The organism is Lachnospiraceae bacterium JLR.KK002, from assembly GCA_036941025.1.
Classification (GTDB): domain Bacteria; phylum Bacillota; class Clostridia; order Lachnospirales; family Lachnospiraceae; genus Petralouisia.
The window spans coordinates 1,844,249-1,868,366 of the sequence record JAYMNP010000001.1 but is presented as its reverse complement, the minus strand read 5'-3'; the positions used below and the strand labels follow the sequence as shown (position 1 = coordinate 1,868,366).

Genomic DNA, 24,118 nt, shown 5'->3' with positions numbered 1-24,118 from the left:
CGCCGCAGGCGGAGAATCCTGCAAAGCAGGATTCTTTCTTGTGTCCGGCTATTTCCGGAAACCGGCCCGTTTCCGCAGGGTGGGGTCCAGAATCCGTTTGCGGATGCGCAGGCTTTCCGGTGTGACTTCCAGAAGCTCGTCGGTTTCGATAAATTCCAGGGCCTGTTCCAGACTTAAGATTCTGGGAGGCGTCAGAGTCAGGGCCTCGTCCGCACTGGAGGAGCGGGTGTTGGTCAGGTGTTTCTTTTTGCAGACATTCAGCTCAATATCTTCCGGTTTGGCGCTCTGGCCGATTACCATGCCTGCATAGACTTTTTCTCCGGGGCCGATAAAGAGGGTTCCCCGGTCCTGCGCGCTGAACAGGCCGTAGGTTACGGATTCTCCGGACTCAAAAGCGATGAGAGAGCCCTGCTTCCGGTAAGCGATATCGCCTCTGTATGGCTCATATCCGTTGAAAATGGTGTTGATGATACCATTTCCTCTGGTGTCTGTGAGAAATTCGCTGCGGTAGCCAATCAGGCCGCGGGAGGGGATGTTGAATTCCAGTCTTGTATAACCGCCGCTGATGGGCCCCATATTCTGAAGCTCCCCTTTTCGCTGGCTTAATTTCTCAATGACTGCTCCGGTAAATTCATCGGGTACGTCCACATAGGCCAGTTCCATGGGCTCCAGTTTCTTTCCGTTTTCATCTTTGTGGTATAAAACTTCTGCTTTACTTACTGCAAATTCATAGCCTTCCCGGCGCATGTTTTCAATGAGCACGGATAAATGCAGTTCACCCCTGCCGGAAACTTTCAGGCTGTCCGGACTGTCTGTTTCTTCCACCCGCAGAGAAACATCCGTATTCAGTTCCCGGAACAGACGGTCCCTGATATGGCGGGAAGTGACAAATTTCCCTTCCTGGCCAGCCAGAGGGCTGTCATTTACAATGAAATTCATGGAAATGGTAGGCTCGGAAATCTTCTGGAAATCAATGGCGCAGGGATTCTCCGGGGCGCAGATGGTATCGCCGATGTGGATGTCCGCAATGCCGGAAATGGCCACGATGGAGCCGATGTTTGCTTCCGTAACGTCCACTTTATTTAATCCGTCAAATTCATAGAGTTTGCTGATACGCACCTTTTGCAGCTTGTCCGGTTCGTGGTGGTTGACAACCACAGCGTCCTGATTGATTTTCAGACAGCCGTTATCTACTTTTCCCACGCCGATACGCCCCACGTATTCGTTGTAGTCAATGGTGCTGATTAATACCTGGGTACTGGCTTTTGGGTCTCCTTCCGGCGCCGGGATATATTCCAGAATGGTCTCAAATAAGGCAGTCATGTCCTTTTTTTCATCATTTAAATCTTTCACCGCATAGCCGTCTCTGGCAGAAGCATAGATAAAAGGACAGTCAAGCTGTTCGTCGGAAGCATCCAGATCCATAAATAATTCCAGTACTTCGTCAATCACATCGTCGGGCCTTGCTTCGGGCCGGTCAATTTTATTGATACATACAATGACCGGAAGGTCCAGAGCCAGAGCCTTCATCAGCACGAATTTGGTCTGAGGCATGGCTCCTTCAAAGGCATCTACCACAAGAACCACTCCGTTGACCATTTTCAGCACACGTTCCACTTCGCCGCCGAAATCCGCATGGCCTGGGGTGTCAATAATGTTGATTTTGGTGTTCTTATAAAAAACAGCGGTATTTTTGGAGAGGATGGTGATGCCCCGTTCTCGTTCAATATCATTGGAATCCATAACCCGCTCCTGTACCTCCTGGTTGGCCCGGAATACGCCGCTTTGTTTGAGCAGTTCATCCACCAGGGTGGTTTTGCCATGGTCTACATGGGCAATAATGGCAATGTTACGGATGTCCTCTCGTGTTGTCTTCATAAAATAATCCTTCTTTCTTATTGTCTGTGCACCTGCCGGCGCATAAAATGTCTCTCGCTATTTTACCACATAATTCGTATTTGGCAAGGAAAAATCCATTTAAAATCCAGGAAAATACATTTCCGCAACTGTGTTGGAAAAACAGATTGAGAAAACAGGGTAAAATGGGTATAATAAAAAAGCGATGGCAATAATATGAGGTGAAATTCTCAGGGTTCTGACAGGCCGGGGATGGTGAATGGAGCGATGTTAAGTTATGGCAGATAAGGCAGATAAAACTCCTCTGCCTTTGAAAAAGCAGAGGAGTTGAAATATCTGATAAGGTCTTTTAACGGTACGGGAATATCAGTATTTTGTAAAACTGCAGCCAGAGGGCGTGACCGTGGCTTTGTAAGTCTCGAACCGGTGAAGGTTCTGATTGAAATATGAAATATCAAACACAATGGACGAGTCAAAGGTAATGGTAAAGAAGTCGTCCGGGTTAAAGGATTCAATAGCGAACCAGAGGGTGGTATCAACGCTTCCCATGGCAACGGGAACGAAACTGCCTGCGTTGTTATTCCACAGGTAGGTTTTATAAATTTTTCCGCCGGTGGTCAGGGTAGCGGGAACCGGGTAAGTGGAGCCTGCGCTGGATAACATATACTGCTGGTTTCCGCGGTTCTGAATCATTACCTTGGCATTATCTGTAAAACTGCCCACATTTGTAATACGCATATTCAGAATTCTGGATATGTTCAGCGTATTGCATACCGTACAGATTTCATTCTGATCCCATACATGGGCGCCCAGTCCGCCTTCGGTGGCGCCGCATCGCTGACAGGTGGCGGGCCGCTGACAGGTGGCAGGAGACCAGCTGTGGCCCAGTGCTACGCCCCGGCCTGCGCCGCAGGTTGTACACAGGTCCGGTTCCGTACATGTGGCGTAACCTCTCCATTTATGTACATGCTTTACTGTGATTTTAGCAGTCAGCTTCTTTTTGCCTACTTTGGCAGTAATGGTGGCTGTGCCTTTTTTGAGCCCTTTTAATGTGGCTTTGGATTTATTGGAGCCGGTTTTTTTCGTGATTTTAACTACTTTGGAATTGCTGGATTTCCAGGTTACTTTTTGTGTGGGATTTTTCACAGTGAGAGTGAGGGTTTTTCCTTCCTTTACCGTCGCCTTCTTTTTGCTGAGCTTTGGAGCGGCAGCCTCTGCCTGCAGAGGAGTCTGCAGCATGGAAATAACTGGTACCGCCAGAACAAGTGCAAAGCAGAAGAACAGAATTCGCCAGAAGGGTCTGTGTTGCTTCATATGATGACACTTCCTTTCCTGAGAATTTGTCGTTTCAGATTCGGGTGCTGCGCTCATACCATATATTGCTGTTGTAAATGAATTAATCCACCAATATGTAGTACAAAGCAGGTGTGGTGCACCCATTTGGCATCCTGAACTTTATAAAAATATTATAATTGCGCGTGCGCAATTTGTCAACATATAATTGCGTTTACGCATATATTTTTGTGAAATCTGGAGTATATTATGGAATCAATAACAGAAAGATTGTCCTGTTTAATGGAAAGAAAAAATATAAAAGCGGTGGAGCTTGCGCAGGCAGTTGCTGTTAATACATCTACCATCAGCCGGATTTTAAAAGGCACTCAGATGCCGACCAGCGATACCCTTTACAAGTTTGCGCAATATTTTAATGTCACCATGGAATACCTGATGACCGGGGAAAATTCTGTGCAGGAAAATTGCGTTTCCGCAAATTATTCCCGGAAGGAAGCACAGTTGCTGGAATATTATAATATTATGGGAAAAGAGGACCAGGAGGAGCTGATGGTAATCGCCAGAATGAAGGCCGCAAAAAGAGTCGGAGACCGAATATAAATTTTTCTTGTATTGTAAAATCAGGTCTGTTATAATGAAATCTGTGACAATAGCTTTTTATCATACAGGAAGTCCGGAAGAATTTCCTGTATGATAATCAGGTTTTCCGAAGAGAGGAAAACTGCACTCAGATATAGATAGAGGAGGATTTGGCATGAGTGACGAGAATAACACATTTGATAACGGTTTTCAGGGAAATCAGCCCCAGCAGAATTATCAGGCGCCGGATTATAAACCGCCCGGTTCCGGATTCGGAATTGCTTCCATGGTCTGCGGTATTCTGGCTTTGATTACCTGCTGTATGTGGTGCACCTGTATTCCGCTGGCAGTGGTATCTATTGTACTTGGTATTCTGCAGATTCAGAAAGGTACGGCCAAAGGGATGGCAATTGCAGGAATTGTATGTTCTTCCATCGGGCTGATTCTGTTTATTGCGCTGACCGTATGGGGCAATTATCTTGAAAGCACCGGATTTTATCAGGAGTTTATGCAGGAATATATGCAGCAGATACAGGAACTGCAGGGACTGTAATTTTTGGTATTGACAGTAAAACGGGCAGCCTGTATAATATGTAGCAGTTTCAGAAAATGAGATATTCAAAGACCATGACGAAGACAGTAGGACAGCATTCCAACGTCACAGCGAGCCGGGCGGGTGTGAGCCGGTATCAGTAGAGGCTGTCTGAATATCACTTTCAGTCGCTTTGCTGAACTTCCCGTGTCAGATGAGAACTGATAAGGGAACAGTAGGGAAAGACGGGATATTCCTCCGTTACGGGAATCGCGTATGCTGGCTGAAATTCTGTTTTTGAGCCAAAGTACGGTGTAACAGGTGGTAAACGATGCTATGGCCTCGTCCTTTTACAGGGCGGGGTCTTTTTTATCCACAGGAAAGCAGTCTTTACAGGACTGTTTCCTGTGGATAAAAAAAGTCTGATATGCGCAGCGCGCGGAGAGGAAATCTATTGCTGCGCAATCCGCTCGCGCGCGGAGAATGCACAGGATGCATTCTTTTTTATCGAAAGGAGAACTGACTCATGTACAGCAAAGTAGAAAAAAATCTGAGCTTTGTGGAAAGAGAAAAACAGACGGAAAAATTCTGGAAAGACCATGATATTTTCCGAAAAAGTATGGAAAACAGAAAGGACGGAGAGACCTATACCTTTTATGACGGGCCGCCCACGGCCAACGGAAAACCTCATATCGGCCATGTGCTGACCCGCGTCATCAAGGATATGATTCCCAGGTATCAGACCATGAAAGGGAAGATGGTTCCCCGGAAAGCAGGATGGGATACCCATGGCCTTCCGGTGGAGCTGGAGGTGGAAAAACTGCTGGGACTGGACGGAAAAGACCAGATTGAAGCCTATGGGCTGGAGCCTTTTATAGATAAATGCAAGGAAAGTGTCTGGAAATACAAAGGCATGTGGGAAGATTTCTCCGGTACCGTGGGATTCTGGGCCGATATGGACGCCCCTTATGTGACCTATCACAATGATTTCATTGAATCGGAATGGTGGGCCCTAAAAGAAATCTGGAACCGGAAATTACTCTACAAAGGTTTTAAGATTGTGCCTTATTGTCCCCGGTGCGGAACCCCTCTGTCTGCTCAGGAAGTGGCTCAGGGGTATAAAACCGTAAAAGAACGTTCCGCTATTGTAAGATTTAAAGTAAAAGACGAAGACGCTTATTTCCTGGCATGGACCACAACTCCCTGGACTTTGCCTTCCAATCTGGCCCTCTGTGTAAATCCGGAGGAAACCTACTGTAAAGTAAAGGCGGCAGACGGAATTATTTATTATATGGCGCAGGCTCTGCTGGATAAAGTGATGGGAACGCTGCTGGATAAAGAACAGCAGGAATCCGGAGCAAAACCATACGAAGTGCTGGAAACTTATAAGGGAACCGATTTGGAATACCGGGAATATGAGCCCCTGTATGAAGGAGCGAAAGAAGCAGCCGAAAAGCAGCATAAGAAGGCTCATTTTGTAACCTGCGACAGTTACGTTACCATGACAGACGGTACGGGAATCGTGCATATTGCCCCGGCGTTCGGTGAGGATGACTCCAAAGTGGGGAGAAAATATGACCTGCCTTTTGTACAGTTTGTCAATGGAAAGGGAGAACTGACAGAGGGAGCGCCCTTTGCAGGTACTTTCTGTAAAAAAGCGGACCCCATGATTTTACAGGATCTGGAAGACCGGAAACTGTTATTTGACGCACCGAAGTTTGAGCATGAGTATCCTCACTGCTGGCGCTGTGATACGCCGCTGATTTACTATGCAAGAGAATCCTGGTTTATTAAAATGACCGAAGTGAAAGAGGATTTAATCCGCAATAACAATACCATCAACTGGATTCCGGAAAATATCGGCAAAGGCCGGTTCGGAGACTGGCTGGAAAATGTACAGGACTGGGGAATTTCCAGAAACCGTTACTGGGGAACTCCTCTGAACATCTGGGAATGTGAATGCGGCCATATGCATTCCATCGGAAGCATTGCGGAATTAAAAGAGATGTCAGAAAACTGTCCGGAAGAAATAGAGCTGCACCGCCCTTATATTGACGCAGTGACCATCAAATGCCCCGAATGCGGGAAGGAGATGCATCGTGTACCGGAAGTGATTGACTGCTGGTTTGACTCCGGAGCCATGCCCTTTGCCCAGCATCATTATCCATTTGAAAATAAGGAAGTATTTGAACAGCAGTTCCCGGCAGATTTTATTTCCGAAGCAGTGGACCAGACCAGGGGATGGTTTTATTCCCTGCTGGCAGAGTCTACTCTGCTGTTTAACAAAGCCCCTTATGAAAATGTAATTGTTCTGGGCCATGTACAGGATGAAAACGGTCAGAAAATGAGCAAATCCAAAGGAAACGCCGTTGACCCCTTCGAGGCGCTGGAAACTTACGGTGCAGATGCTATCCGCTGGTATTTCTATATCAACTCCGCACCCTGGCTGCCTAACCGGTTCCATGGAAAAGTGGTGCAGGAAGGACAGAGCAAATTTATGGGAACTCTGTGGAATACCTACGCGTTCTTCGTACTGTATGCCAATATTGATGATTTTGACGCCACAAAATATGGGCTGGAATATGGTAAATTATCTGTGATGGATAAATGGCTTCTTTCCAGACTGAATACCATGGTGGAACAGGTGGACGGCCATCTTGGTAATTACCGGATTCCGGAAGCCGCACGGGCACTGCAGGAATTTGTGGACGATATGAGCAACTGGTATGTGCGCAGAAGCCGGGAGCGGTTCTGGGCAAAAGGCATGGAGCAGGATAAAATCAACGCTTACATGACGCTGTATACGGCGCTGGTAACAGTCAGCAGGGCAGCGGCGCCCATGATTCCCTTTATGTCAGAGGATATCTACCGGAATCTGGTGTGCAGTATTGACAGTTCCGCGCCGGAAAGCGTGCATCTCTGCGATTTCCCGGAGGCTGACAGGAGCCTGATGGATGAAGGCCTGGAAAAAAACATGGAAGCAGTATTAAAGATTGTGGTGATGGGAAGGGCCTGCAGGAATACTGCAAACATCAAAAACCGCCAGCCCATCGGCACCATGTTTGTCAAAGCGCCGGAGGAACTTCCGGAGCTGTTTACGGATATTATAAAAGATGAGCTGAACATCAAAAAAGTGGCCTTTACGGAGGATGTGAGCAGCTTCACAGATTATACGTTCAAGCCTCAGCTTCGCACCGTAGGACCAAAGTACGGGAAATTTTTAAAGCAGATTCAGCAGGCTCTGGGGGAATTAAACGGCAATCAGGCCATGGCGGAACTGAAATCCAAAGGAAGTATTACCCTTGACAGCGTAAATGCAGACGTTGTATTATGTGAGGAGGACCTTCTTATTACTATGACTCAGCAGGAAGGCTATGTGACAGAAGGAGACAATGAGGTGACTGTTGTACTGGACACCAGCCTGACGCCGGAGCTGATAGCAGAGGGCTTTGTCCGAGAACTGATCAGTAAGATTCAGACCATGCGCAAAAAGGCAGGGTTTGAGGTAATGGATAAGATTCACGTTTTCTACCAGGCAGAAGAAACCATAGATAAAATTTTCAGAGAGTTCGGCGGACAGATTCAGTCCGAGGTGCTGGCTGTGGATATTACCGGGTCTGAGATAAAAGGCCATTCGGAAACATGGGATATCAACGGAGAATCTGTGGTACTTGGAGTGGAAAAGGTGTGACTTTTAAGACGGAGGCACCAGAGAGGAAGGAGATAGCAATGCAGAACAAGATGTTTGAAAAGGAAAAGTTTATTCAGGAGATTAAGGACAACGTAAAGAATCTTTACCGCAAGACGCTGGAGGAGGCTTCACAGCAGGAGGTATACCAGGCCGTATCTCAGGCAGTGAAGGAAGTGATTATCGACCAGTGGCTGGCAACCCAGAAAACCTTTGAAAAGGAAGACCCGAAGATTTTATATTACATGTCCATGGAATTTCTGATGGGCCGGGCTCTGGGAAATAACCTGATTAACCTGACTGCATACAAGGAAGTAAAAGAAGCACTGGAAGAAATCGGATTTGATCTGAATGTGATCGAAGACCAGGAGCCGGATCCGGCATTGGGAAACGGTGGTCTGGGAAGGCTTGCAGCATGTTTCATGGAATCTCTTGCAACTCTGGGCTATGGAGCATACGGATGCGGAATTCGCTATCGCTATGGACTGTTCCGCCAGAAAATTAAAGACGGATTTCAGATGGAAGAGCCGGATAACTGGCTGAAAGACGGTTATCCCTTTGAAATGCGCCGGCCGGAGCATACCTTCCAGGTAAAATTCGGAGGCTATGTGCGCTCAGAAGGAGACGCCAACGGTAAAACCAGATTTATCCATGAAGGATACCAGTCTGTCCGTGCGGTTCCCTACGATATGCCGGTGGTAGGTTACAACAACAATATGGTCAATGTGCTGATTGCATGGGATGCGGAGCCGGAAAAGTATTTTGAGCTGGACGCATTTGACAAGGGCGATTATAAAAAGGCAGTGGAGCAGGAAAATCTTGCCCGGAATCTGGTGGAAGTGCTCTATCCCAATGACAATCATATTCAGGGAAAAGAACTGCGCTTAAAGCAGCAGTATTTCTTTGTATCTGCCAGCGTACAGCGTGCAGTGGCCCGCTATAAAAAATATCATACGGATTTGCACAAACTGCCGGAAAAAGTGGCAATTCAGTTAAATGATACCCACCCGACCGTGGCAGTGGCAGAACTGATGCGGATTCTTCTGGACGAGGAAAATATGGAATGGGAGGAAGCATGGGCAATTACCACCAGAACCTGCGCATATACCAACCATACCATTATGTCCGAAGCACTGGAAAAATGGCCCATTGAGATTTTCTCCAGACTGCTGCCCAGAATTTATCAGATTATTGAGGAAATCAACCGCCGGTTTATCCTGGATATTGAGAAGAAATTCCCGGGAGACCGTTATAAAGTTCAGAAGATGGCGATTATTTACGATGGCCAGGTAAAAATGGCTCATCTTGCCATTGCAGCAGGCTGTTCCGTCAACGGTGTGGCAAGACTGCATACGGAAATCCTGAAAAACCAGGAGCTGCATGAGTTCTATCAGATGTTTCCGGAGAAATTTAACAATAAGACCAACGGAATTACCCAGAGAAGATTCCTGTATCATGGCAATCCGCTGCTGGCCGAGTGGGTCAACAAGTATATCGGAAACGACTGGGTAACCAATCTGCCCCACCTGTCCAGACTGGCAGTTTACGCTGACGACGAAAAGGCACAGCAGGAATTTATGAACATCAAGTACCAGAATAAACTGCGTCTGGCAGCTTATATCCGTGAGCACAACGGAATCAATGTGGACCCGCGTTCCATTTTTGACGTACAGGTAAAACGTCTCCATGAGTACAAACGCCAGCTTCTGAATATTCTGCATGTGATGTACCTGTACAATAAAATCAAAGAACATCCGGAAATGGATTTCTATCCCAGAACTTTTATTTTCGGGGCAAAGGCAGCGGCAGGCTACCGTATTGCCAAGCTGACCATCAAACTCATTAACAGCGTGGCAGAAATCATCAACAATGACGCTTCCATCAACGGAAAGCTCAAAGTGGTATTTATTGAAGACTACAAGGTATCTACCGCAGAATGGATTTTTGCAGCGGCAGATGTGTCGGAGCAGATTTCCACCGCCAGCAAGGAAGCCTCCGGAACCGGAAACATGAAATTTATGCTGAACGGTGCCGTTACACTGGGAACCATGGATGGTGCAAACGTGGAAATTGTAGAAGAAGTGGGCGAAGAAAATGCCTTTATTTTCGGAATGAGCTCTCAGGAGGTCATTGAACATGAGCAGAAACGGGATTATGCCCCCATGCAGATATTCAACAGCGACCAGGATATCCGCCAGGTACTGATGCAGCTGATTAACGGAATGTATTCCCATAATGATACGGAACTGTTCCGTCCCCTGTACAATTCTCTGCTGAATACCCTGGATACCCAGTATGCGGATACCTATTTCATTCTGAAAGATTTCCGCTCCTATGTAAAAGCACAGGAAGAGGTGGAGCAGGCATACCGGGACGAGAAGAGATGGGCCAGAATGGCCATGCTGAATACGGCTCATTCCGGCAAGTTTACTTCTGACCGTACCATTCAGGAATATGTGGATGATATCTGGCATCTGGACAAAGTAAAAGTGGAACTGCCGAAATAAGAACCTATGAATAAATTACAGATAAAACATTCCCTGCTGCTGTTTCTGACTGCCTGTATCTGGGGCGTGGCTTTTGTGGCTCAGAGCGTGGGAATGGATTACGTGGGGCCGCTGACCTTTAACTGCGTCCGGTCCCTCCTGGGCGGCGCGGTACTGATTCCCTGTATCTGGTTTCTGGAAAAATACGGCAGCCGGGGCAGAAAGTCTGAAAACAGAGAACCGTGCCGGTCGGGACAGCCATTGGAAAGTAAGGTACAGTCGGGCATTACAGAAAAAATTTCTGACAGCAGGAAACTGGCAGCAGGAGGAATCCTCTGCGGCATTCTGCTGTGTCTGGCCACTAATTTCCAGCAGGTGGGAATTGCCTACACCACAGTGGGGAAGGCAGGATTTATCACTGCCTTTTATATTGTGCTGGTTCCCATTCTGGGGCTGTTTTTCCATAAGAAGTGCGGATGGACGCTGTGGGCCGGTGTAGTTCTGGCGCTGACAGGACTGTATTTTCTGTGTATGTCAGGTTCCGCCGGACAGAAGGTACAGGAACGGTTAATTACAGGCATTCCCATTGGAAAAGGAGATTTTCTGGTATTTATCGGAGCGCTTCTGTTTTCAGTGCATATTCTGGTGATTGATTATTTTACGGAACGGGTGGATGGAGTAAAAATGTCCTGTATTCAGTTTTGGGTCTGCGGGTTGCTGTCGGGAATCGGGATGTTTCTGACAGAAGAGCCACGTCTGGCAGATATTCTGGCAGCCTGGCAGCCCGTTCTGTACGCGGGGGTACTGTCCTGCGGAGTGGCCTATACCCTTCAGATTGTGGGGCAGAAGGGCATGAATCCCACGGTGGCGGCCCTGATACTCAGTCTGGAATCCGTGGTTTCCGTACTGGCAGGCCTGATACTGCTGGGACAGCATATGACCTGGCAGGAAACAACCGGGTGCGTGCTGATGTTTGCAGCCATTATTCTGGCGCAGATTCCCGGAAATTCCGTATCACGAAAGAAAGACCGGGAACCGGAGTCTGTACAAAAGTGAACGGAGGACAGAATCAACAGGAAGCAGCCGGAAAGAGAGGGTAAAATGAAATCAGGAAGAATGTCCCACAGAATAAAAAGAAAAACCGCTCTGCTGCTGGCTTTTGCCCTGCTGGGAAGCACGGTCCTGGCAGGCTGCCAGGACAAAGAAGCATTGGAAAACCAGCAGGCATACCGGCAGCTTGGCATTAATAAACTGAGCGAAGGAAGTTATGAGGAAGCGGTGGAGGCCTTTCAGAAGGCTCTGGACCAGTCTCAGGCAGTGGTAGGAGATATGGAAATTGATATCTGCTATTATAAGGCCACAGCCCAGTACCGGGCCGGAGACATCGAAGGGGCTCTGACCACCTGCAAGGCCCTGATTGATTATAATAAAAAGGACGCCAAAGCCAGTTATCTGCGGGGCTGCATTTATCTGAAAGAAGGGGACCAGGAAAAGGCCATGAAAGATTACCGGAACGCTTTTGAGAACAGCGGCGGTTATGAAATCTATGTGTCTGCCTGGGAGAATCTCCGGAATGCAGGCTGTACGGCAGAAGCGGAGGAAGTGCTGAAAGAAGCATTGAAACAGAAGCCGGAAAAAGCTGCGGATTACCGGGAACGGGGCCATATTTATCTGCTGCAGGGCGATTATGAGCAGGCGAAAAAGGAGCTGGACCAGGCCATCAATCAGGAGGATGTGAAAGCATTGCTTTATATGGCCCAGGTATATGACGCAGAGGGCAATTCCAGTCAGGCCGACGCCCTGTATGAAAGCTATATTTCCAAAAATAATTCCGATGTGTCAACCCTTGTATCCCTGGGAGACGCCCAGATGGAGGCAGGTAATTACAGCCAGGCGCTGGATTTTTACCAGCAGGCATTGTCGGTGGAAAATCCTCCCAACGAGCAGCAGATTCGGCGCAATGAAGTCATTGCCTGTGAACAGATGCTGGATTTTGAGGGAGCCAGAGAAAAAATGTTGGCCTATCTGAAGGATTATCCGGAAGATGAACAGGCTCAGAGAGAATATGTGTTTCTGCAGACCCGGTAAGAACAGGAGGCTGCCGTACTGAAATCAGTGCGGCAGCCTCCTGTTTAATTTATCTTCCGGCAGGACTGGCGTTCCACCAGCCGGCAGGGAAGCTGTATCTTCATGGCAGTGGCCGGCTGCAGTTTCAGAATATTAAATACAATATTGGCGCCGAAGCTGCCCATGTCGTAAGCAGGGGCATGAATGGTGGTCAGAGGCGGAGCAGTAAATGCCGACAGACTGGTGTCGTCGAAGCCCATCAGAGAAATGTCATCCGGCACATGAATATTTCTGGCAGTCAGAGCCCGGAGCGCACCGATGGCAATGGGGTCGCTGGAGGCAATGACGGCGCCGGGCAGGTTCCCCTGGTCCAGCAGCCGGTTCATCATCTGATAGCCGGATTCTATGGTGAAAGAACCCTCCAGAATCCAGGATTCACAGTCCACACCATGTTCCCTGCAATAATCGGTAAACAGAGTTTTCCGTACATCCGGAAACAGGGAGCCGTCTGCCAGGTATTCTTTTCCTCCCAGAAAACCGATTCTGGTATGGCCGAGGGCAGTGAGGTAATCAAGACCTGTCTCCATGGCATGTTGGAAATCCAGTGTAATGGTGGATATGGCAATATTTTCCACCGGCATGTCCAGAAAGATAATACTGGAAGTCATTTCACGGAAACGCTGAATTTCGTCTTTACTGAATTTTCCCACACAAATCAGAGCGTCCACATTTTTCAGGGCGTCCATATAGTTTACATCTGCCTTGTAGGTGCGCACCACATGAATGCAGTTCTGCATACAGAAATCCTCAATCCCCTGGCGAATCAGCAGATAGTAATTGTCCTCCATTTCCTGCTGGGGAGAAAACCACTGGACAATGCCAAGAGTATAGACGGATTTGCCGGAAGCACGGGATTTTTTCCTGTAATTCAGGCTGTGGGCCGTGTCCAGCACCTTCTGCCGCGTTTCAGGAGAGACGTTCAGCGTGGTATCGTTGTTGAGTATTCTGGAAACAGTAGCAGGAGAAACCCCTGCAGATACTGCAATATCTTTGATGGTTGTCATAAATTCCTCCAAACAATATATCATAATTATTCTGATATCAGTATAACAAAAAATCAGTAAAAAGGGAATTGCAATTTTAGTAAATTTACTAAAAATATTCCAGAACAGGTTCTGGAGATATGAAAAATCCAGGAGAAATACGTTCCGGAAAGTTTGCAGTAACTTTTTGTAAAATATTTACTAAATATATTGACTGTTTACTAAAAAGCATATATAATCATAACATGCATACAAATAAAGCAGGGTTCCGGTGTTCCGAAGTATATCCTCAGAACACCGGTTCCGGAGAGGCAGATTTAAAAATAAGTAAAGGCGGGGCATTATCATGAAAGAAACAAAAGTATTACTGGAAGAATTTGCAGCAAAGCAGCATCAGGAACGTCTGCAGGAGATATATGTGGACACAGGGGTACTGGACTGTCAGAACCGGCGTTATCAGGATGCAATTCACAAGTATGAAGAACTGTACGGAGCAGGGCCGGTGGAACTGTTCAGCGCACCGGGGCGAAGTGAAGTGGGAGGCAACCATACGGACCATCAGCATGGAGAAGTGCTGGCGGCTTCCATCAATCTTGACGCCATTGCAGTGGTAAGCAAATCTCAGGAGCCTGTGATCAAACTCCTGTCTGACGGGTATCCCATGATTACCGTGGACCTTTCCAGCCTGGAAAAAAACAATGGGGAGGAAGGAACTTCCGCAGGGCTGATTCGGGGTATGGTGTACGGTCTTCAGAAAAACGGCCATAAAACCGGAGGATTTCAGGCATATGTGACCAGCGACGTGTTAAACGGTGCAGGCATGTCAAGTTCCGCAGCCTTTGAAGTTCTGGTGGGAACCATCATTTCCGGCCTGTATAACGAAATGTCCATCAGTCCGGTGGAAATTGCGCAGGTGGCACAGTATGCGGAAAATGTATATTTCGGAAAGCCCTGCGGCCTCATGGACCAGATGGCATGTTCCGTGGGCGGGCTGATACATATTGATTTTGCAGATCCGGAACATCCTGTTGTGGAAAAGGTGGAAGTGGATTTCAGCGCTTACAACCACAGTCTCTGTATTACGGATACCAAAGGTTCCCATGCGGACCTGACGGACGAGTATGCGCTGATTCCCCAGGAAATGAAGCTGGTGGCTGACTTTTTCGGAAAAGGGTTTCTGAGGGAAGTGAAAGCGGAAGAATTTTATAAAAAAATTCCGGAAATCCGCAGAACATGTGGCGACCGTCCCGTACTGCGGGCCCTTCATTTCTTCGAAGAAGACAAGCGGGTGGAAAAGGAAGTTTCCGCACTGAAAAAAGGGGATTTTCAGGGATTTCTGGATACGGTGCAGGATTCCGGGAATTCTTCCTTCAAATATCTTCAGAATATCTATACCAATAAAGATGTGCAGAACCAGAGTGTTTCCATGGGCCTTGCAGTCAGTGACAGTATTCTTTCCGGCCATGGAATCAGCCGGGTGCATGGAGGCGGATTTGCCGGAACCATTCAGGCATTTGTGGCAGATGATTTTGTGGAAGAATACCGGAAAACACTGGATGGACTGTACGGAGAAGGTTCCTGCCATGTGCTGAAGGTAAGGCCTTTCGGCGGAATAAAAGTTCTGGACTGAACAGGAATCTGTGAGTATTGTCTGAAATAAGGAGGGAATTCTTATGATAAATGAAGCAATTAAAAAACTGGTTTGTTATGGACTGGAGCGGGGACTGATTGGGGAAGAAGACATTATTTATACCACCAATCAGCTTCTGGAAACCCTTAAAATAGAAGAATATGAGGAACCGCAGGAAATTTATCGGAATGTGGAACTGGAGCCGGTATTAAAAGAACTTCTGGACTATGCGTATGAGCATGGGGTGCTGGAAGAAAACGGTGTGGTATACCGGGATTTGTTTGACACGAAGCTGATGGCAAAACTGATGCCCCGGCCCAGTGAAGTGATTGGGAGGTTCTGGGATATTTATTACCGGGACGGTGCCAGGGCAGCCACTGATTTCTACTATCAGTTAAGCCAGGACAGCGACTATATTCGCCGTTACCGGATTGCAAAAGATGTAAAATGGAAAGCGCAGACTCCTTACGGAGAACTGGATATCACCATCAACCTTTCCAAACCGGAGAAGGACCCGAAGGCCATTGCAGCGGCGAAAAATGCGAAACAGAGCGGATATCCCAAATGTCTGCTGTGCGTGGAAAATGAGGGGTATGCGGGACGCATCAACCATCCTGCAAGGCAGAATCACCGGATTATTCCTGTGACCATTCAGGACAGCCGCTGGGGATTCCAGTATTCTCCCTATGTATATTATAACGAGCACTGTATCGTATTTAATTCTCAGCATATACCCATGAAAATTGAACATGGGACTTTCTGCAAACTGTTTGATTTTGTAAAACAGTTCCCCCACTACATCGTGGGCTCCAATGCAGATCTGCCCATTGTGGGAGGCTCTATTTTAAGCCATGACCATTTCCAGGGAGGGAGCTATGAATTTGCCATGGCCAAAGCTCCGGTCGAACGGGAATTTACAGTAAAAGGCTTTGAGGATGTAAAGGCCGGCATTGTAAAATGGCCCATGTCCGTGATCCGGATTGCCGGAGAAGATACGGAGCGCCTGATTGGACTGGCAGATAAGATTCTGACATCCTGGAGAGGATATACGGATGAAGACGCATTTATTTTTGCAGAGACAGACGGGGAACCCCATAACACGATTACGCCTATTGCAAGAAAACGGGGAGATTTATACGAACTGGATCTGGTGCTGCGCAATAACATCACCACAGAAGAACATCCTCTGGGCGTATACCATCCTCATGCAGAACTGCACCATATCAAGAAAGAAAATATTGGCCTGATTGAGGTAATGGGCCTGGCGGTGCTTCCGGCACGTCTGAAAGACGAAATGGAGCGGCTGGCAGAGGCCATTGTAGAGAAAAAGGATATCCGTGCAGACGAAATCCTTGCAAAACATGCAGACTGGGTGGAAGAATTCCTTCCCGCATACGGAGAAATCACAGAGGACAATGTGATGGATATACTGCAGAAGGAGATTGCCCTGGTGTTCAGCCAGGTGCTGGAACATGCAGGGGTCTATAAGAGAAACGAAGAAGGTCAGAAAGCCTTTGACCGGTTTGTGGAAAGCCTGAACAGGTAACAGGGGAGTGAGACATTTACAATATGCGGGCTATGTGCCTGTGGGGATGACAATGGTTTTAACTGTAATACGGTTTTGGGCAGGAGCGAATCAGGCTCCTGCCTTTGTTTTCTTATAGGAAAGAACTTGTCACGCTAAAGTGTGAAAGTGTCTTCCTATAAGAGAAAAGTAATATGCGCACTCGTGCAACAGGTATTAGTCGCTAAAGCGACTGCACTCGGCGCAGCAAACCGTCCAGATCCCTCATTCATGAGGGATTCAGGGAGCTGATGCGGACCTGTCCGCTTCGGTCCTGAATTTAGTGGCAGCTTTCCGAACCGCAGCCGTGATTTCCGCAGTCATGACCGTCTTCGTGGGAGTGATGGCTGCATACGGTGTCGGGGTCATAGACGAGCTGTCCCTTTAAGAAAGATTCTACCTGAGCGTCAGCGTCTCCGGTAGCTCCGGGATAAAGTTCAATTCCGGCTTCTGCCAGGGCATTTCTTGCGCCGCCGCCAATTCCGCCGCAAATCAGTACATCCACGCCGCCGCCGAATAAAAAGCCTGCCAGAGCGCCGTGGCCCTGTCCGTTGGTGTCCACAATTTCGGAAGAAACAATCGTTCCGTTTTCCACTTCATACACTTTAAACTGGCTGGTGTGTCCAAAATGCTGGAATACCTGTCCATTTTCGTAAGTAACTGCAATTTTCATAATAGATTCTCCTTTTTTTCTGTTCTGACAGTTTTTCAGGCAGTTTTGGCCGGGACAGAGCTGATAACTGCCGCCTGAGATGGTAAGGGGAAATCCTTCCACCAGGAAACGGGCCAGCTTCCGGCGTGCCTGTGTGTACAGGGCCTGTATGGTAGTGCGTCCGGTATTCATCTGTGCGGCAGCTTCCTGCTGGGTGAGCCCCTGATAATCCAGCAGGCGGATTACCTCATATTCTTCAATACTGAGCTGCAGTCCCCGGCAGTCTGCAGAATGCGGGGGATTTCCCGCGTAAAAACAGGTGCAGGCCGGCATACGGCATACACGCCTTGGTTTGCTGGGACGTGCCATAATGATTTCCTCCTGAGTTCTGTCTGATAAGAACAGTATACAGAAGTTATTAACATATGTCAATAATTAGTCGCCGGAAACTTTTTAGATGAAATTTATTGCTGCGAAATCCTCTCGCGCGCGAAGAATGCGCCTGCGCAGCAAACCGTCCAGGTCCCTCATGATGAGGGATTCAGGGAGTTGAAGCGGACCTGTCCGCTTTGTTCTTTACATAGGGCCGGAATATTGTTATACTTTTATGCAACCCAACCCTTCATTTGTATTCTGCAGGATTCTGCGGGAAACACATTGCCGAGCAAAGGAGGAATATTATGCCGGAACCATTTAAAATAGAAGAAATAACAGAAAAACTGATTCTTGTGGGAGTGAGTCTGCAGGAAGATGACGATACGGAAGATTCCCTGACGGAACTGGCGGAACTGGTGGAAACAGCCGGCGGGCAGGTGGTGGGAGTCACCGTACAGAACCGGGAATCCATACATCCTGGTACCTATGTGGGAAAAGGAAAGCTGCAGGAGCTGCAGCAGATGATACAGGAACTGGAGGCGGACGGAATTGTCTGCGACGACGAGCTGTCCCCGGCCCAGCTTCGGAATATGGAAGATGTGCTGGAATGCAAAGTGATGGACCGGACGCTGGTGATTCTGGATATTTTTGCGGCCAGAGCTTCCACCAGCGAAGGAAAAATACAGGTGGAGCTGGCTCAGTTAAAGTATCGGATGAGCCGCCTGACAGGCCTTGGAATCAGCCTGTCCCGGCTGGGCGGCGGCATCGGTACCAGAGGGCCAGGTGAGAAAAAGCTGGAAATGGACCGGAGGCTGATTAAAAGCAGGATTGCCCAGTTAAACCGGGAACTGGTACAGGTGCAGAAGCATCGGGAGATTACCAGAGGGCAGCGGGAACACAACCAGACAAAAGTGGCGGCCATTGTGGGATATACCAATGCAGGGAAATCCACCCTGCTGAATCATCTCACCCATGCATCGGTGCTGGAAGAAGATAAGCTGTTTGCCACGCTGGACCCCACCACCAGAAATCTGAAGCTGGACAGCGGACAGGAAATCCTGCTCACCGATACGGTAGGATTTATCCGGAAACTGCCCCATCATCTGATAGAAGCATTCCGGAGTACCCTGGAAGAAGCCAGGTATGCGGACATTATTCTGCATGTGGTGGACGCTTCCAGTCCTCAGAGGGAAAAGCAGATGGAGATTGTATATGAGACACTGCGGAATCTGGGCGTATCGGGAAAGAAAACCATAACCCTCTTTAACAAACAGGATAAAGTGGAAGAGCAGGAGGGGCAGAAGGATTTTCAGGCGGACAAATCCCTGAAAATTTCTGCCAGGTCCGGTCAGGGACTGGAAGAACTGAAAGAAGCTCTGGAGGAAATTCTGCGGGAGGACAAACGTCTTCTGGAAGGCGTGTTTCCCTATGACCAGGGAGGTCATATTCCCGTTATCCGCAAATACGGCGAACTGCTGGAGGAAGCATATCAGGAACAGGGCATTTATGTAAAAGCATTTGTTCCTGCGGAGCTGTATCAAAATCTGGAGAAACATATGCTGGTTTCGGATAAACAGACCGGAGAGATGTCATGATGAAAATTATCATCTCCCCCGCAAAGAAAATGAAGCAGGACAGGGACACGCTGGCATACGACGGGCTGCCGGTGTTTCTTAAGAAAACAGAAAAGCTGAAAACTTACGTGCAGAGCCTCACGTACCAGGAAGCGAAAACTCTGTGGAAATGCAATGACAGGATTGCGAAGCTGAATTTTGAACGGTTTGCCGGAATGGAGCTGGAGAGGGACCTGACGCCTGCTCTGCTGGCCTATGAAGGCATCCAGTATCAGTATATGGCTCCGGCGGTATTTGAAGACCAGTCCCTGGAATACGTTAAAAATCATCTCCGCATTCTGTCAGGCTTTTACGGGGTCTTAAGGCCCTTTGACGGAGTTGTGCCCTACCGGCTGGAAATGCAGGCCAGGATTCAGATGGGCCGGTACCGGAATCTGTATGATTACTGGGGCCGGGATATCTGCCAGGAGGTTTACCGGGAAACAGATTTTGTGCTGAACCTGGCTTCCAGGGAATACAGCCGCTGCCTGTGTGAATATCTGACGTCACAGGATTTGTTTCTGACCTGCCGGTTCGGAGAATTAAAAGACGGAAAAGTGGTGGAACAGGGAACGCAGGTGAAGATGGCCCGCGGGGAGATGGTGCGTTTCCTGGCCGGAAACCGTGTGGAGCACCGGGAGGGAATCAAAGAATTTCAGGGCCTGGGCTATCGGTATACAGAAGAATTTTCCGATAAAAATACATATGTATTTCTGAAGGAGAAAAAGGATGACAGACATGATTAGAGTAGAAAACCTGAGGAAAAACTTTGGAGAATTCTGTGCCCTGGACGGTGTGGACATGCATGTGCCGGGCGGGAGCATCTATGGGCTGGTGGGGCCGAACGGCGCCGGAAAAACCACGCTGTTGCGGCATATTATGGGCATTTACCGGCAGGACGAGGGAAGTGTTCTGGTGGAGGGAAAGCCCGTATATGAACAGCCGGATGTGAAAAAGGATATGATTTTGATTTCGGATGACCTGTTTTATTTCCAGCAGGCAGACACACTGGAAATGAAAGGGTTTTACAAAGGGATTTATCCCGGTTTTGACGAAAAACTCTTTGAAAAGCTGCAGGAAGTGTTTCGGAATATTGATGTAAAGCGCAGAATCCGGAAGCTGTCAAAGGGTATGCAAAAGCAGGTGTCTTTCTGGCTTGGGCTTTGCAGCAGTCCCGGGATTCTGATTCTGGACGAGCCGGTGGACGGTCTGGATCCTGTCATGCGCAGGCAAATCTGGAATCTGCTTCTGGCTGAAAAAAAGAAACGGGGCATGACGGTACTGGTGTCCTCCCACAATCTGCGGGAGCTGGAAGAAGTATGTGATTATGTGGGAATCATGCATCAGGGCAGAATCCGGATGGAACGCTCTCTGCAGGAACTGCAGGGATGCGTGTCAAAAGTTCAGACAGCATTTGAACAGGGAATGCCCATATTGCCGGAAACCTTTCAGGTGCTTCATATGTCCAATCTTGGGCGGGTGTATACCATGATTGTAAAGGGGGATTCCGAAAAAGCCAGAGGAGAGCTGGAAAAGCTGCATCCGCTGTTTGTAGATGTGCTGCCTCTGACTCTGGAGGAAATTTTCATTTATGAGATGGGAGGGGCAGATTATGGGATTCAGGAAATTCTGCTTTAACAGTACCATATTCCGTAAAAATGTCAGGAGTTACTGGCCGATATGGTTTTCCTGGCTTCTGGTATGTCTGTGGATACTTCCGGGCTATACCTGGCTGCAGATACATGCGTATACGGAAGCGGGGGCACTGGAACAGGCCAGGCAGGAGGCGGAAAAGCTGCGGTATGCGGTGGAAAGCCTTTCTCCCGCCATTTCCCCCTGGCCGGTATTTTTATTTGGGGCTGTCAGCGGAATCGCGGTATTTTCCTACCTGTACCAGTCCAGGAGCGCCAATATGATACACGCGCTGCCGGTGCGGCGGGAAGCCCTTTTTCTGACAAATTATATTTCCGGGCTGCTGTTTTTGCTGATTCCTCAGTTCCTGGCATTTGTGGTAACTGTATTCGTGTGGTTTGGACATGGGATTACCCATCTGGAATATCTGCTTCGATGGCTGGGACTGGCAGCGGGAGAAGCCTTTCTGGCCTACAGTCTGGCTGTGTTTGCGGCCATGCTTACGGGACAGGCTGCTGTTGGGGCAATCTGTTACGTGGCCCTGAATTATCTGTATAAAGGAGTGGTCAGCATTGTCAGCGCCACCATGGGAATGCTGGTGTACGGCATGAACCGGGAGACAGGAGAATCCTGGGGGGACTGGCTGTCGCCCATATCTTTTCTGCAGAAAAATATACAGCTTGCCGTACGGGAGAACAATCAGGAATTTGCCATACCGGAGATTCAGGGCACGGACTGTCTGTTCTGGTACGGACTTCTGGCATGTCTGCTGACAGGAGCGGCTCTGGCAATATACAGGAGCCGGAATCTGGAGGCGGCATCGGATGTGGTTGCCATTTCCTGGCTGAAACCGGTGTTCCGCTGGTGCGGCGGAATTGCGGCCGGAGGATTCTGTACGTACATGGTGTGGGGAATGCTGTTTCCAGACAGGTTTGGAAATCTGTTCCGGTTTGTACTGCTGTTCGGCAGCGTGACGGCGGCCGGAGGATTTTTTCTCTGTGAGATGATAATCCGCAAAAAATTTCTGGTGTTTACCGGAAAACGTCTGAAAGAATGCGGTCTGTTTCTGGCGGTTCTGGTATTGTTTCTGGTGTGTGTGGAAAAGGATGTGTTAAAGCTGGAACAGAAGGTGCCGGAAGAAGAGGAAATTTCAGGTATTTATCTGGAAGGAAGTTACCGGATGTATCTGGAAAAACCGGAGGAAATCCGCAGGTGTCTGGAGGTTCATCAGTGTGTCATCCAATCCAGGAAGGAATTTGAGCAGTATTTTCAGGAAAATTGCCGGGACAGAGAGAAACGTTCTGCAATGAAATGGAGTCTGACGTATCGGCTGAAAAACGGCAGAAGCCTGACCCGTTCCTATGATCTGCCCCTGGAGGACTGTTATGTGGAAGATTCAGAGGGAGCCATGGGAAAACTGTTTGCCCTGGAATACAATCCCCGGAAATATCTGGAATACTATTTTTCTGCCGCACCGGAACAGCTGAAACTGACCGGAGAGAGCAGTTTCCATCATATTAACGGAAAAGGAGAATATCGGAGCCATGAGTTGTCGGAGGAAGAAGAGGAAAGAATGTATCAGGCTCTGAAAGAGGATATCCTGTCCGGCAATTATCGGATTTATCCCTGGGAATATAAGAAGCGGGATACGGAAAATTATGCGGATTTCCTCGCATTCAGTTACAGACTGCCCAAAGGAACCAGAACCTTTCAGGAAATGGGAGAAAGTTTTTACACCGGAAAATACCCGGAGTACATCACAGTGCCTTTGACCAGAGGCTGTGAGAAAACCATAAACCTGCTGCGGGAGCTTGGGATACTGGATGGGAATGAGCATATTATGACAGAACGGGAATTTCAGAATATAGCAGAAGATATGGAATTTTGAAATTCCATATCTTCTGCTATATTTCATGCAGCCGGAAAAATTACAGTAATGCGTACCATTTCGATAATTTCATCCTGCAACAGCCTTTTTACCATTTCAGCAGTGCGGCTCCCCAGGTGAGTCCCGCTCCGAATCCTGACAGGAGAAGAATATCTCCGGGAGACAGTTTTCCTGCTTTGTGCACTTCGTCCAGCAGGATGGGGATACTGGCGGCAGAAGTATTTCCGCAGTGCGCTACATTCGCGGGGAATTTTTCCGGAGGAAGTTTTAATTTCCGGGCAATGGAGGCGATAATCCGGTAATTGGCCTGATGAAGCAGGAAATACGTCACCTCGGAAAGGGCCATACCGGCCTGGGCCAGAAGTGCCTGAATACATTCCGTTTCTTTTTTTACAGCAAATTTAAAGACTTCCTGACCGTCCATATACAGATAATCCAGGGACTTGTCAGTGGAAATCCAGGGGTTGTTGCTGGTGCGGTTTTTGCATACCAGCACATGGCTTCCCCTGCCGTCGGAGCCCTGCAGAGAAGCAATCATTCCGTTTTCCGCGGCTTTTACCACTGCCGCACCGGCGCCGTCTCCGAAGAGAACGCAGGTGGAGCGGTCAGACCAGTCCAGAAGTTTGGACAATGTTTCCACGCCGATAATCAGGGCAGTGCGGTAAATACCTGCCTGAATATAAGCATCCACCGTGTTCAGGGCATACAGAAAACCGGAACAGGCGGCATTTATGTCAAAAGCAGCGGCGTGGCAGGCTCCCAGTTCTTTCTGTACCAGACATGCGGCGGCCGGAGTGATATAATCGGAAGAAACCGTGGCCACTATAATTAAATCCAGCTCCTGCGGAAGAATATCTGCGTCTTCCAGAGCCTCCCTGCCTGCCTGAACGGCAAGGGAAATGGTGGTTTCAGTTTCTGAAGATACCAGATGACGCTCCCGGATACCGGTCCGGCTCTGAATCCACTGGTCGCTGGTGTCCATTATGGCGGAAAGATTCTCATTTGTTATAATTTTCTCCGGAAGGCAGCTTCCGGTTCCGATAATTTTTGCTCTCATAATTGTTTCCTTATCTATATAGTTTGATAATCAAAATAATATACAATCACTATAAACGTCAGAGGGAGATTTGTCAATGGGAAAACGCAATAAAATGCCGTTTTGATTTCCTGTAAATGATACTGTAAAAACTGCGAATCATACCATGCGGCTCAAATCGAA

Annotated in this window: 17 protein-coding genes; 12 read left to right on the top strand and 5 right to left on the bottom strand. The window is 48.2% G+C overall.

Annotation, left to right across the window (positions count from 1 at the left end):
* Positions 1-48: 48 nt before the first annotated feature.
* Positions 49-1,878, bottom strand: a complete 1,830-nt coding sequence (gene typA, locus VSQ32_08995; GenBank protein MEH2942997.1) for a translational GTPase TypA — start codon at positions 1,876-1,878, stop codon at positions 49-51.
* A gap of 345 nt (positions 1,879-2,223) precedes the next feature.
* The gene (locus VSQ32_08990) at positions 2,224-3,171 is read right to left on the bottom strand and encodes an Ig-like domain-containing protein (GenBank protein MEH2942996.1); all 948 of its coding nucleotides are present in this window, start codon (positions 3,169-3,171) and stop codon (positions 2,224-2,226) included.
* A 228-nt stretch (positions 3,172-3,399) separates the two neighbouring features.
* Here VSQ32_08990 and VSQ32_08985 point away from each other — a divergent pair, with 228 nt between their 5' ends.
* The 6 genes from VSQ32_08985 (at position 3,400) to VSQ32_08960 (ending at position 12,523) form a co-directional block, all read left to right on the top strand.
* Positions 3,400-3,750: a helix-turn-helix transcriptional regulator gene (locus VSQ32_08985; GenBank protein ID MEH2942995.1), complete on the top strand. Its 351-nt coding sequence runs from the start codon at positions 3,400-3,402 to the stop codon at positions 3,748-3,750.
* A gap of 154 nt (positions 3,751-3,904) precedes the next feature.
* Complete coding sequence (locus VSQ32_08980) at positions 3,905-4,282, top strand: DUF4190 domain-containing protein (protein MEH2942994.1); 378 nt, start codon at positions 3,905-3,907, stop codon at positions 4,280-4,282.
* A 505-nt stretch (positions 4,283-4,787) separates the two neighbouring features.
* Entirely contained in the window at positions 4,788-7,952 is a 3,165-nt protein-coding gene (gene ileS, locus VSQ32_08975; GenBank protein ID MEH2942993.1) for an isoleucine--tRNA ligase, read from the top strand.
* 38 nt (positions 7,953-7,990) lie between these two features.
* A complete protein-coding gene (locus tag VSQ32_08970; GenBank protein MEH2942992.1) occupies positions 7,991-10,456 on the top strand; it encodes a glycogen/starch/alpha-glucan phosphorylase in 2,466 nt (821 codons plus the stop codon).
* Between the two features lie 6 nt (positions 10,457-10,462).
* A complete protein-coding gene (locus tag VSQ32_08965; protein ID MEH2942991.1) occupies positions 10,463-11,491 on the top strand; it encodes a DMT family transporter in 1,029 nt (342 codons plus the stop codon).
* 45 nt (positions 11,492-11,536) lie between these two features.
* The gene (locus VSQ32_08960; GenBank protein ID MEH2942990.1) at positions 11,537-12,523 is read left to right on the top strand and encodes a tetratricopeptide repeat protein; all 987 of its coding nucleotides are present in this window, start codon (positions 11,537-11,539) and stop codon (positions 12,521-12,523) included.
* A gap of 44 nt (positions 12,524-12,567) precedes the next feature.
* Here VSQ32_08960 and VSQ32_08955 read toward each other — a convergent pair whose 3' ends face one another.
* Positions 12,568-13,566, bottom strand: coding sequence for a LacI family DNA-binding transcriptional regulator (locus tag VSQ32_08955; GenBank protein ID MEH2942989.1), 999 nt, complete (start codon positions 13,564-13,566; stop codon positions 12,568-12,570).
* A 325-nt stretch (positions 13,567-13,891) separates the two neighbouring features.
* On the opposite strand from VSQ32_08955, the gene VSQ32_08950 reads away from it, so the two are divergent.
* Complete coding sequence (locus VSQ32_08950; GenBank protein MEH2942988.1) at positions 13,892-15,175, top strand: galactokinase family protein; 1,284 nt, start codon at positions 13,892-13,894, stop codon at positions 15,173-15,175.
* 43 nt (positions 15,176-15,218) lie between these two features.
* Positions 15,219-16,721 carry a UDP-glucose--hexose-1-phosphate uridylyltransferase gene (galT, locus tag VSQ32_08945; GenBank protein MEH2942987.1) on the top strand — a complete coding sequence of 501 codons (1,503 nt, stop codon included), beginning with the start codon at positions 15,219-15,221 and terminating at the stop codon, positions 16,719-16,721.
* 298 nt (positions 16,722-17,019) lie between these two features.
* Here the strand turns inward: galT and VSQ32_08940 are convergent, their stop codons facing one another.
* A complete protein-coding gene (locus VSQ32_08940; GenBank protein ID MEH2942986.1) occupies positions 17,020-17,760 on the bottom strand; it encodes a NifB/NifX family molybdenum-iron cluster-binding protein in 741 nt (246 codons plus the stop codon).
* Positions 17,761-18,071: 311 nt separating this feature from the next.
* Between VSQ32_08940 and hflX the strand changes: the two genes are divergently transcribed.
* The 4 genes from hflX to VSQ32_08920 are packed head-to-tail and all read left to right on the top strand — an operon-like array spanning position 18,072 to position 22,899.
* Entirely contained in the window at positions 18,072-19,361 is a 1,290-nt protein-coding gene (gene hflX, locus VSQ32_08935) for a GTPase HflX (protein MEH2942985.1), read from the top strand.
* Complete coding sequence (gene yaaA / locus VSQ32_08930; protein MEH2942984.1) at positions 19,361-20,125, top strand: peroxide stress protein YaaA; 765 nt, start codon at positions 19,361-19,363, stop codon at positions 20,123-20,125. Before hflX ends, yaaA begins: the two co-directional genes overlap by 1 nt.
* Positions 20,118-21,017 (top strand): ABC transporter ATP-binding protein, encoded by a 900-nt coding sequence (locus tag VSQ32_08925; GenBank protein MEH2942983.1) that lies wholly within the window; start codon positions 20,118-20,120, stop codon positions 21,015-21,017. Before yaaA ends, VSQ32_08925 begins: the two co-directional genes overlap by 8 nt.
* The gene (locus VSQ32_08920) at positions 20,992-22,899 is read left to right on the top strand and encodes a hypothetical protein (protein MEH2942982.1); all 1,908 of its coding nucleotides are present in this window, start codon (positions 20,992-20,994) and stop codon (positions 22,897-22,899) included. The genes VSQ32_08925 and VSQ32_08920 overlap by 26 nt, the downstream gene beginning before the upstream one ends.
* An 88-nt stretch (positions 22,900-22,987) precedes the next feature.
* Here the strand turns inward: VSQ32_08920 and VSQ32_08915 are convergent, their stop codons facing one another.
* Complete coding sequence (locus VSQ32_08915; protein MEH2942981.1) at positions 22,988-23,956, bottom strand: beta-ketoacyl-ACP synthase III; 969 nt, start codon at positions 23,954-23,956, stop codon at positions 22,988-22,990.
* Between the last annotated feature and the right edge of the window lie 162 nt (positions 23,957-24,118).

Excerpts from the sequence above, each read along its gene's own strand:
- VSQ32_08980 (MEH2942994.1), top strand. The coding sequence starts at position 3,905 with ATGAGTGACGAGAATAACACATTTGATAACGGTTTTCAGGGAAATCAG.
- VSQ32_08960 (MEH2942990.1), top strand. The coding sequence starts at position 11,537 with ATGAAATCAGGAAGAATGTCCCACAGAATAAAAAGAAAAACCGCTCTG.
- yaaA (MEH2942984.1), top strand. The coding sequence starts at position 19,361 with ATGAAAATTATCATCTCCCCCGCAAAGAAAATGAAGCAGGACAGGGAC.
- VSQ32_08950 (MEH2942988.1), top strand. The coding sequence starts at position 13,892 with ATGAAAGAAACAAAAGTATTACTGGAAGAATTTGCAGCAAAGCAGCAT.
- VSQ32_08940 (MEH2942986.1), bottom strand. The coding sequence starts at position 17,760 with ATGGCACGTCCCAGCAAACCAAGGCGTGTATGCCGTATGCCGGCCTGC.
- galT (MEH2942987.1), top strand. The coding sequence starts at position 15,219 with ATGATAAATGAAGCAATTAAAAAACTGGTTTGTTATGGACTGGAGCGG.
- hflX (MEH2942985.1), top strand. The coding sequence starts at position 18,072 with ATGCCGGAACCATTTAAAATAGAAGAAATAACAGAAAAACTGATTCTT.
- VSQ32_08955 (MEH2942989.1), bottom strand. The coding sequence starts at position 13,566 with ATGACAACCATCAAAGATATTGCAGTATCTGCAGGGGTTTCTCCTGCT.
- VSQ32_08965 (MEH2942991.1), top strand. The coding sequence starts at position 10,463 with ATGAATAAATTACAGATAAAACATTCCCTGCTGCTGTTTCTGACTGCC.
- typA (MEH2942997.1), bottom strand. The coding sequence starts at position 1,878 with ATGAAGACAACACGAGAGGACATCCGTAACATTGCCATTATTGCCCAT.
- VSQ32_08970 (MEH2942992.1), top strand. The coding sequence starts at position 7,991 with ATGCAGAACAAGATGTTTGAAAAGGAAAAGTTTATTCAGGAGATTAAG.
- VSQ32_08925 (MEH2942983.1), top strand. The coding sequence starts at position 20,118 with ATGATTAGAGTAGAAAACCTGAGGAAAAACTTTGGAGAATTCTGTGCC.
- VSQ32_08920 (MEH2942982.1), top strand. The coding sequence starts at position 20,992 with ATGGGATTCAGGAAATTCTGCTTTAACAGTACCATATTCCGTAAAAAT.
- VSQ32_08990 (MEH2942996.1), bottom strand. The coding sequence starts at position 3,171 with ATGAAGCAACACAGACCCTTCTGGCGAATTCTGTTCTTCTGCTTTGCA.
- VSQ32_08915 (MEH2942981.1), bottom strand. The coding sequence starts at position 23,956 with ATGAGAGCAAAAATTATCGGAACCGGAAGCTGCCTTCCGGAGAAAATT.
- ileS (MEH2942993.1), top strand. The coding sequence starts at position 4,788 with ATGTACAGCAAAGTAGAAAAAAATCTGAGCTTTGTGGAAAGAGAAAAA.
- VSQ32_08985 (MEH2942995.1), top strand. The coding sequence starts at position 3,400 with ATGGAATCAATAACAGAAAGATTGTCCTGTTTAATGGAAAGAAAAAAT.